The following is a 7,499-nucleotide window of genomic DNA, read 5'->3' as shown; positions in this document are numbered from 1 at the left end:
GCCTCTCATGACCAGGCGGGGTACCAACCCGGTCAGGAACCCGCCCCCCATACCCAGACGAATACGCGCCACCGTCGGAATACTCCCCACCGGCCGACTGCTGCACAGACCCCATCACCCCCTGCGGAACCGACTCCCACCCGGCACCCTCGTACAGCCCCCCATAACCAGCCGAATACCCCAACCCCTCAGGGACCCGCTCCCCATAAACCCCCGACACCACATTCGCACCCTCAGAAACAAGCGCCGACACCTCCCGCCCCTTATCACCTTTCTTTCGCCCACGTCTGCGCCTGGGCGCGACCGCTCTCGCCACGTCGCCGATCGCTCCGCAACTCTCCAAAAAATCCTTCAGATCCTTGGGCATGCTCTTCGGAACAGTCTTGCCCTCCCGCAGCCAATCATAAAGATCTCGTCCGAGGTGTACCATAATTCCGTTGGTGGCCTCCCTCTCGTATGTTTGCGGGGGGATTATCCGCCGATTTTCTTGGCGATCTCCGTAGTATTCTCGTGCTATCTCGCCGAACGCCTCCCACCTAGCGTCACTACCAGACTTAACAGCGCTGGACACGGCCGCCTTCGCCGCGTCGCCGATCGCTCCGCGACCCTCCAAAAAATCTTTCAGATCCTTGGGCATGCTCTTCGGAACAGTCTTGCCCGCCCGCCGCCAATCATAAAGATTTTGTCCGAGGTGTACCATAATCCCGTTGGTGGCCCGCCTCTCGTATGTTTTCGGGGGGATTATCCGCCGATTTTCTTGGCGATCTCCGTAGTATTCTCGTGCTATCTCGGCGAACGCCTCCCACCTAGCGCCACTACTGGACTTAACAGTGCGGGACGCTACCGCCTTCGCCAGACCGCCGATCGCTCCGCAACTCTCCAAAAAATCCTTCAGGTACTGGGGCATGTCACCGGGAATCTGCCGGCCCTCCCGCCGCCAATCATAAAGATCTCGTCCGAGGTGTACCAAAATCCCGTTGGTGGCCCACCTCTCGTACTCTGCCGAAGGGGCTGTCAGCAGATTTTCTTGGCCATCTCCGTAGTATTCTCGTGCTATCTCGTCGAACGCTACCCACTCTTCTTCGGTCCTCTTCCTATAAGCCATGAGACGTCCTCTCTGTTCTTTCAGTGACCGGGACTCGGTGACTCAGAAGTGCGGCCGACGTACGTGACGTAGCCGCCGGCAACCACCATGGGCTCGGTTATGATCCTGGAGCCCCCCTACGTGTGCCGGGTGCCCGCCGGGAGTGGTCGGCGGGTGGCGGGCTCCCGCTGTGTCCCCCGCCCCTACACCCTGATGACGCTTCGGTCGTCCTACGGGTCGAAGTGGCCTTAGGTTCAAGCCGTGCCCAACAACAAGTCCGAGATAGGCATCGGACGGCGGATCCGTCCGGCTGATCAAGAAGGGTTCGTCAGGGGGTTCGGACTGCTTCCAGGGCCAGCAGGGCCACATGGAGGGAGACTGTGGCTTCGACCGAGTCGAGGTCCACGTTCAGGATGCGGGCGATGCGGGCCAGACGTTCGTAGAACGCGGGTCGGGACAGGTGGGCGGCAGCAGCACCAGCGGTCTTGTTGCGGCCCTGCGCCAGGTACGCGCGCAACGTGCCGAGCAACTGCTCCCGGGGATGCCGGGCGTCGTACTCCAGCAGGGCACCGAGTTCGCGCTCCACGAAGGTCTGCAACCGGGGCTCGTCGCGCAGCAGGTGCAGCAGCCCGGCCAGGCCGACGTGCGGCAGCCGGAAGATCGGCAGGTCCCGTCGGTCCCGTCGGGCCGCCTCGGCGATCTGTCGCGCCTCGACAAGCGATCGTCGCGCCTCCCGCAGGTTGCCCACACCAGACCCGGCGGCCACGATGACCCCACCGGGAGCACCGCCGCCACCCCGGGACGGGTCGGCACCGGACGCCGTTCGGGACGCCTCGGCTCCGGGTGTCGCCCGGCCCGTGCCGGCTTCGAGGCGTACCCGACGAAGTGCGCTGGCGAACGCGGACAGCGCGCGATCCTCGGCGGCCGCGTCGGTCAGGGCCAGCAGCGCGCCCACCGAGTTGTCGTCGACAGCGCTGGTCAGCGCGGTCAGTTTCGCCTCCCGCAGCGCCTGGCCGACCGCCTCGGACAGGTCCCGCAGCCGGGCCTGTCCCGCCTCCGGGCCACTCTCCCCGACCGGGTCCTCAGTCCGGTGGCGGACCATCACGCCGACCAGGTGCCGGCGGTCGAGCACCACGCCGAGCGCCTTGGCGCGCAGCGCGACTTCGTCCACCGGCCGGGAGTGGTCGAGCAGGGCGGTGAGCAGGGTGCGGTGGATCTGCCGTTCCAGCCCTTCGGCGTCGCGGCGGATCAGTCGGCCCAGCGCGAGGGTGGACGCGGCCCGTTCGATCAGGATGGTAAGCCGGGTGGGCGGTCCGGCGGTCGGCTCGCTGGCCCGGTGGGTGGCCACGTCCCCGCTGGCGGGCCAGCGCAACAGCAGCCGACCCCAGTCCTGCCCCCGGGCGCCGACGACAGTCACCAGCCAGCCGCTGTCCAGGTCGTACGCGCTTCGCCCGGCCGGTCGGATCCGCCGGGAATGCTGCTCCCAGCCGTCCAGCAGCATCTCGGCGCTCTGTCCGGCCGGGTCGTACCCCAGCACCTGCCGGGACAGGTTCTCCAGCACCACGGGGCAACCGGACAGTTCGGCGGTCTGCCGGATGACCTCGCCGGCGTCGGCACCCTCGACGGACAGATCGTTGAAGCGCTGGTGGATCTCCTCGGTGGCGCGGAGTTCGGTGAGCTGCGCGTCGACGATCAGCGCGTGCACCGCCTCGGTGATCCGTACGAACGGGGTGGCCCGGCGCAGCTCCACCAGGGGCAGCCCGCGCCGCTCGGCGGCGGCGACCATCACCCGGGGCACCCCGCTGACGTAGCGGCGGCCCAGCTCGACGACGAGCCCGGAGACACCGACGTCGGCCAGGTCGCCGATGAACGCGCGCAGCCCCGCGTCGTCCCCGGGTAGGCCGATGCCTGTGGTGAGCACCAGTTCGCCACCGCCGAGCAGGGTGGCGATGTCCGGCACCTCGGCGACGTGCACCCAGCGGACCGGCCGGTCCAGCCCGGCGTCCCCGGCGACCATGCGCGGTGCGCCGTGGCGGACCGGGTCCAGAGCGAGGACCTCACGGACGGTAGGGAACACGGCCGACACGCTACCCTCCGTGACGCCGGATCTCGACCTGACACCGGCGTCACGGGTGAGCGGGGCTCAGTCGACGCCGAACTCCATCGCAGCGCGGTCGAGGGCAGCGTCGTCGGCGGAGGAGACGCCCCGGGAGGCGATGGCTTCCGCGCCGCCCTGTGGCATCGCCCCGATCAGCCCGGTGGAGGCCGCCTGCGCGGCGCCGACCATCCGCTGGGGGGCCACCCCGCCGACCATGCCGAGGTTCGCGTACTGCTCCAGCTTGGCCCGCGAGTCGGCGATGTCGAGGTTGCGCATGGTGAGCTGGCCGATCCGGTCCGACGGGCCGAACGCCGAGTCCTCGGTGCGCTCCATCGACAGCTTGTCCGGATGGTAGCTGAACGCGGGGCCGGTGGTGTCCAGGATCGAGTAGTCCTCGCCCCGGCGCAGCCGCAGTGTCACCTCACCGGTGACCGCCGTACCGACCCAGCGCTGCAACGACTCGCGCAGCATCAGCGCCTGCGGGTCCAGCCAGCGACCCTCGTACATGAGGCGGCCGAGGCGGCGACCCTCGCTGTGGTAGTTGGCCAGGGTGTCCTCGTTGTGTATGGCGTTGACCAGCCGCTCGTACGCGATGTGCAGCAGCGCCATCCCGGGCGCCTCGTAGATGCCCCGGCTCTTGGCCTCGATGATCCGGTTCTCGATCTGGTCGGACATGCCCAGGCCGTGCCGGCCGCCGATGGCGTTGGCCTCCAGCACCAGGTCGACGGCGCCGCCGAACTCCTTGCCGTTGATCGTCACCGGGCGGCCCTGGTCGAAGCCGATCGTGACGTCCTCGGTGGGGATCTCCACCGACGGGTCCCAGAACCGGACGCCCATGATCGGGCTGACCGTCTCGATGCCGGTGTCGAGGTGCTCCAGGGTCTTCGCCTCATGCGTGGCGCCCCAGATGTTGGCGTCGGTGGAGTACGCCTTCTCGGTGCTGTCCCGGTAGGGCAGGCCGCGCTCGATCAGCCACTCGGACATCTCCTTGCGCCCACCCAGCTCGGTGACGAAGTCGGTGTCGAGCCACGGCTTGTAGATGCGCAGCATCGGGTTGGCCAGCAGGCCGTAGCGGTAGAACCGCTCGATGTCGTTGCCCTTGAAGGTGGAGCCATCGCCCCAGATCTGGACGTCGTCGGAGATCATCGCCCGCACCAGCAGGGTCCCGGTGACGGCCCGGCCCAGTGGGGTGGTGTTGAAGTATGCCCGCCCGCCCGAGCGGATGTGGAAGGCCCCGCAGGTCAACGCGGCGAGGCCCTCCTCGACCAGGGCGGCGCGGCAGTCGACCACGCGGGCCAACTCGGCGCCGTAGCTGAGCGCGCGACCGGGCACCGAGGCGATGTCGGGCTCGTCGTACTGGCCGATGTCGGCGGTGTAGGCGCAGGGAATGGCGCCCTTGTCGCGCATCCACGCGACCGCGACCGAGGTGTCGAGGCCGCCGGAGAAGGCGATGCCGACACGTTCGCCGGAGGGCAGGGAGGTGAGAACCTTGGACACGGGGAAGATTATTCAACAAGACGCATGGTCATGCAAGCGGATCGCCGCGTCCCAGTTCCCAGAACGCCACAGCCGCCGCCGCGGCGACGTTCAACGAGTCCACTCCGCGCCGCATCGGCAGGACCACCCGCACATCGCTGGCCGCCTGCGCCGCCGCCGTCAGGCCGGGCCCCTCGGCGCCCAGCAGCAGCGCCGCCCGCTCGCGCTGCGCCGGGGTCAACCGCTGCATGGGTACGGCGTCCGGCGCGGGCGTCATGGCGAGGACGGCGAACCCCGCCTCCCGAACCTCGTCGAGACCCGCCGGCCAGCGGTCGAGCTTGGCGTACGGCAGCGCGAAGACCTCCCCCATGCTCACCCGTACGCTGCGCCGGTAGAGCGGGTCGGCGCAGGACGGCGACAGCAGCACCGCGTCGACGCCCAACGCGGCGGCACCGCGGAAGATCGCGCCCAGATTCGTGTGGTTGTTGACGTCCTCGAGGATCACCACCCGGCGCGCGCCGGCGAGCACCTCGGCCGCCGTCGGCAACGGACGGCGGTGGAAGGACGCCAGCACCCCCCGGTGCACGTGGAAGCCGGTGGCCCGTTGCAGCACGTCCTGGGTGGCGGCGTAGACGGGCGCGTCGCCGGTGTCCAGGTCGGCGAGCTGGTCGACGCGCTTGGCGTCGACCAGGTACGACCGGGCCGGATAGCCGGCGCGAAGCGCCCGGCGCAGCACCAGCTCGCCTTCGGCGATGAACAGGCCGTGCGGAGGCTCCCAGCGGGTGCGCAGCTCGACGTCGGTGAGCGCGCGGTAGTCGGCGATCCGGTCGTCGTCGGGGTCGGTGATCTGGTGGACGGGCACCCGACAATTCTGCCGGACGGCGGGCAGCAGCCCCGACGTCCGCCCGGCGGGGGTGTTTTGTCCGGTCGAGAAGGGGAACGACCGGTGGGGAACCGGACGCCACGGGGAGGACCAGCCAGGTGAGCGCAGAGCACACGGCAGCGGCCGAAGGGGGCACCCTGCCCCGCCGTCCGACCGTCGCGGACCACATCGTCTCCCGCCTGTTCAGTTGGGGCGTACGTCGGTACTTCGGCTATCCAGGAGACGGCATCAACGGCATCACCTCGGCCCTGCAACGCACCAACGAACGCGCCCAGTTCGTCCAGGTGCGGCACGAGGAGACCGCCGGGTTCGCCGCGTCCGCGCACGTCAAGTACGGCGGCGGGCCCCTGGGCTGCGCGCTGGTGACCAGCGGCCCCGGCGCCATCCACCTGCTCAACGGCCTGTACGACGCCAAGCTCGACCACCAACCCGTGGTCGCCCTGCTCGGGCACACGGCGGTCACCGCCGAGGGCGGCGGCTACTACCAGGAGGTCGACCTGCTGGCCCTCTACAAGGACGTGGCGGCGGCCTTCCTGGCCCAGCTCGACCACCCCGCGCAGGTACGCCACCTCGTCGACCGGGCGTGCCGCACGGCGCTGGCCCGGCGGACGGTGACCGCGCTGGTACTCCCCTCGGATATCCAGGACGAGCCGGCCGTCGTGGATCCCCCGCACGCGCACGGCTACTACCACACCAGCAACGTGCCGAGCAGCACGCCGACCGCCCCGCCGACGGCCGACCTGCGCCGCGCCGCCGAGGTGCTGCGCGGCGGCGAGCGGGTGGCCATGCTGGTCGGGCAGGGCGCGCTGGGGGCCGAGGCCGAGGTGCGCGAGATCGCCCACCGGCTCGGCGCCGGGGTGGCCACGGCGCTGCTCGGCTTCGCCACCGTCGACCACCGTGAGCCGTGGGTGACCGGCGCGATCGGGCTGCTCGGGACCCGGCCGAGTTGGCAGCTCATGACCGGCTGCGACCGCCTGCTGATCGTCGGCAGCAACATGCCGTACTCGGAGTTCTACCCGCCGCCCGGTCAGGCCCGCGCGGTGCAGATCGACCTGGACGGCACGCAACTCGGGCTGCGGTACCCGACCGAGGTGAACCTGACCGGCGACGCCCGCCCCACCCTGCGGGCGCTGCTGGACGAGCTGGGCCCCGGCCCCGGGCCGACCGCCTGGCGGGCGGAGATCGCCCGGGCCACCTCGGCGTGGCGACGCGCCCAGCGCGACCTGGCCGGGCAGAGCGCCGACCCGGTCAACCCGCAACTGCTGTTCAGCACCCTCAGCGATCGGCTCCCGGACGATGCGATGCTCGCCGTGGACTGCGGCACGGCGACCGCCTGGTACGCCCGGCACGTGCAGGTCCGGCCCGGAATGCTGGCCAGCCTCTCCGGCACGCTGCTGTCCATGGGCGGCGCGATGCCGTACGCGCTGAGCGCCAAGTTCGCCCACCCGGACCGGCCGCTGATCGCGATGATCGGCGACGGGGCCATGCAGATGAACGGCGTCAACGAGCTGATCACGGTGGCGAAGTACTGGCGCGGCTGGGCCGACCCACGGTTCGTGGTGCTGGTGCTCAACAACCGGGATCTGGCGTTCGTCAGCTGGGAACAGCGTTCCTCGGAGGGGACGCCGATGTTCCCGGACAGCCAACAGCTCCCGGACATCGGCTACCACCAGTGGGCCGAGGTGCTCGGGTTACGCGGTGAGCTGGTCGACTCGCCGGATCAGATCCCGGGCGTCTGGGACCGGGCGCTCTCCGCCGACCGTCCGGTGGTCATCAACGCGCTGGTCGACCCGGCCGAGCTGATGCTGCCGCCACACTTCACCGCCGAGCAGGCCCGCAAGACCGCGGCGGCGGTCCTGCGCGGCGACACCGATTGGGCCGGCATCATCCGCCGCGGCCTGCCCGCGACGATCGCCAGCTACCGCCCCCGCCGCCGGGAGCGCTGAACCGCCCCCTTC

General features: G+C 70.1%; 5 protein-coding genes. 1 reads left to right on the top strand and 4 read right to left on the bottom strand.

The window, feature by feature from the left end; genetic code table 11:
* The 4 genes from ACLQ25_RS28460 to ACLQ25_RS28445 form a co-directional block, all read right to left on the bottom strand.
* The coding region (locus ACLQ25_RS28460; RefSeq protein WP_425733832.1) for a hypothetical protein at positions 1-1,105 on the bottom strand (1,105 nt) is incomplete at its 3' end.
* A 307-nt stretch (positions 1,106-1,412) separates the two neighbouring features.
* Positions 1,413-3,170, bottom strand: a complete 1,758-nt coding sequence (locus tag ACLQ25_RS28455) for a PucR family transcriptional regulator (protein WP_425733831.1) — start codon at positions 3,168-3,170, stop codon at positions 1,413-1,415.
* Positions 3,171-3,227: 57 nt separating this feature from the next.
* Positions 3,228-4,679: an argininosuccinate synthase gene (gene argG, locus ACLQ25_RS28450; RefSeq protein ID WP_425733830.1), complete on the bottom strand. Its 1,452-nt coding sequence runs from the start codon at positions 4,677-4,679 to the stop codon at positions 3,228-3,230.
* A 28-nt stretch (positions 4,680-4,707) separates the two neighbouring features.
* The gene (locus tag ACLQ25_RS28445; protein ID WP_425733829.1) at positions 4,708-5,520 is read right to left on the bottom strand and encodes a TrmH family RNA methyltransferase; all 813 of its coding nucleotides are present in this window, start codon (positions 5,518-5,520) and stop codon (positions 4,708-4,710) included.
* A gap of 119 nt (positions 5,521-5,639) precedes the next feature.
* Here ACLQ25_RS28445 and ACLQ25_RS28440 point away from each other — a divergent pair, with 119 nt between their 5' ends.
* The gene (locus ACLQ25_RS28440) at positions 5,640-7,487 is read left to right on the top strand and encodes a thiamine pyrophosphate-requiring protein (RefSeq protein WP_425733828.1); all 1,848 of its coding nucleotides are present in this window, start codon (positions 5,640-5,642) and stop codon (positions 7,485-7,487) included.
* The last annotated feature ends 12 nt before the right edge of the window (positions 7,488-7,499 follow it).

Source organism: Micromonospora sp. DT44 (genome assembly GCF_049841635.1).
GTDB lineage: Bacteria > Actinomycetota > Actinomycetes > Mycobacteriales > Micromonosporaceae > Micromonospora.
This window is presented reverse-complemented; position numbering and strand designations above follow the sequence as displayed.